Annotated in this window: 2 protein-coding genes and 1 pseudogene; all 3 read left to right on the forward strand. The window is 64.9% G+C overall.

Going from position 1 to position 2,500, the window contains the following annotated elements:
* Positions 1-300 (forward strand): annotated as a pseudogene (locus tag B4I46_RS06380) (amidophosphoribosyltransferase); the annotation flags it as partial.
* Between the two features lie 16 nt (positions 301-316).
* On the forward strand, positions 317-1,528 hold the full coding sequence (locus B4I46_RS06385; RefSeq protein WP_043862841.1) for an O-succinylhomoserine sulfhydrylase: 1,212 nt from the start codon (positions 317-319) through the stop codon (positions 1,526-1,528).
* Between the two features lie 11 nt (positions 1,529-1,539).
* Positions 1,540-2,298 carry an SDR family oxidoreductase gene (locus B4I46_RS06390; RefSeq protein WP_167400232.1) on the forward strand — a complete coding sequence of 253 codons (759 nt, stop codon included), beginning with the start codon at positions 1,540-1,542 and terminating at the stop codon, positions 2,296-2,298.
* Positions 2,299-2,500 lie beyond the last annotated feature (202 nt).

Raw genomic sequence — 2,500 nt, forward strand, 5'->3', positions numbered from 1 at the left:
GTCTACGGCATCGACATGCCGAGCGCTCATGAACTGATCGCGCACAACCGCAGCACCCAGGACGTGGCCGAACTGATCGGCGCCGACTGGCTGGTCTACCAGGACCTGCCGGACCTGATCGAGGCTGTAGGTGGTGGCAAGATCAAGATCGAGCATTTCGATTGCGCGGTATTCGATGGCCAGTACGTGACTGGCGACATCGACGCCGCCTACCTGGACAAGATCGAGCAGGCGCGCAACGACGCCTCCAAGGTCAAGAACCAGGCGGTCAGCGCGATCATCGACCTTTACAACAACTGACAAGGGGAGCAACGGCATGACACAGCAATGGGATGCCGGGCGCCTGGACAGCGACCTCGACGGGGTCGCTTTCGATACGCTGGCGGTACGCGCCGGCCAGCATCGCACGCCGGAAGGTGAGCACAGCGACCCGCTGTTCTTCACTTCCAGCTACGTGTTCCGTACGGCGGCCGATGCCGCTGCGCGGTTCGCCGGCGAGGTTCCAGGCAACGTCTATTCGCGCTACACCAACCCGACCGTAAGGGCCTTCGAGGAGCGCATCGCCGCCCTGGAAGGCGCCGAGCAGGCGGTCGCCACCTCCACAGGCATGTCCGCGATCCTGTCGCTGGTGATGGCCTTGTGCAGCGCTGGCGACCACGTGCTGGTCTCGCAGAGCGTGTTCGGTTCGACCATCAGCCTGTTCGAGAAGTACTTCAAGCGCTTCGGCGTGCAGGTCGACTACGTGCCGCTGGCCAACCTGGCTGGCTGGGAACAGGCGATCAAGCCCAATACCAGGCTGCTGTTCGTCGAGTCGCCGTCCAATCCGCTGGCCGAGCTGGTGGACATCGGCGCGCTGGCCGAGATCGCCCATGCCCGGGGCGCGCTGCTGGTGGTGGACAACTGCTTCAGCACTCCGGCCCTGCAACAGCCATTGAAGCTGGGCGCGGACATCGTCATGCATTCGGCGACCAAGTTCATCGACGGCCAGGGGCGCTGCATGGGCGGCGTGGTCGCCGGGCGCAACGAGCACATGAAGGAAGTGGTGGGCTTTCTGCGTACTGCGGGGCCGACGCTGAGCCCGTTCAACGCCTGGGTGTTCCTCAAGGGCCTGGAAACGCTGAACCTGCGCATGCGCGCCCACTGCGCCAATGCCCAGGCCCTGGCCGAGTGGCTGGAGCAGCAGGACGGTGTCGAGAAGGTGCATTACGCCGGCCTGCCAAGCCACCCGCAGCACGAGCTGGCCAAGCGCCAGATGCGCGGCTTCGGTGCGGTGGTGAGCTTCGAGGTCAAGGGTGGCAAGGAGGGCGCATGGCGCTTCATCGACGCCACGCGGCTGATTTCGATCACCGCCAACCTGGGTGACAGCAAGACCACCATCACCCACCCGGCCACCACCTCCCACGGCCGTCTGGCGCCGCAGGAGCGTGAGGCCGCCGGGATTCGCGACAGCCTGATCAGGGTTGCCGTGGGCCTGGAAGACGTGGGCGACCTGCAGGCCGACCTGGCGCGCGGTCTGGCGGCGCTGTGATCGACTGGTCGGTGAGCGAGAGCAGCCACAACGGGCGTGTGGCGCTGGTAACCGGCGCTGCACGCGGGATCGGCCTGGGCATCGCGGCCTGGCTGATCAGCGAGGGCTGGCAAGTGGTGCTCACCGACCTGGATCGGGCCCGTGGCGCGAAGGTGGCCAAGGTGCTCGGTGACAACGCCTGGTTCGTCGGCATGGACGTGGCCGACGAGGCCCAGGTGACGGTGGGCGTGGCCGAGGTGCTGGGGCAGTTCGGACGCCTGGATGCGCTGGTGTGCAACGCGGCGATTGCCGACCCGCACAATACCACCCTCGAAAGCCTCAGCCTGAACCACTGGAACCGCGTGCTGGCGGTCAACCTGGGTGGCCCGATGCTGCTGGCCAAGCACTGTGCGCCTTACCTGCGCGCGCATTGCGGCGCCATCGTCAACCTGGTGTCCACCCGTGCGGCACAGTCCGAACCCGATACCGAGGCCTATGCTGCGAGCAAGGGCGGGCTGCTGGCCCTGACCCACGCACTGGCCATGAGCCTGGGCCCGGAGATCCGCGTCAACGCTGTCAGCCCTGGCTGGATCGATGCGCGGGACCCTTCGCTGCGCCGTGCCGAGCCCTTGAGCGAGGCCGACCATGCGCAGCACCCGGCGGGCAGGGTAGGGACCGTGGAAGATGTGGCGGCGATGGTGGCATGGCTGTTGTCGCGCAACGCGGGTTTTGTCACCGGCCAGGAGTTCGTGGTGGACGGTGGCATGACCAAGAAGATGATTTACACGTAAGCGGCAGGCTTCACGCGACACGCTGCAAGACCTGTGCAATCGGCTTTTGATTCTGCTTTTACTTGCAGCTTGTTGCTTGAAGCCTGCAGCTGTTTTTTTACGAAAGTGAAAAAAACTTCAACACTGGTATTGACTTAGGTTCGATACCTGCGTAAATTTCACCACCTCAGCGAAGCACACGGGTGATTAGCTCAGCCGGGAG

The organism is Pseudomonas sp. UBA7500, assembly GCF_002478435.1.
GTDB lineage: Bacteria > Pseudomonadota > Gammaproteobacteria > Pseudomonadales > Pseudomonadaceae > Aquipseudomonas > Aquipseudomonas palmensis.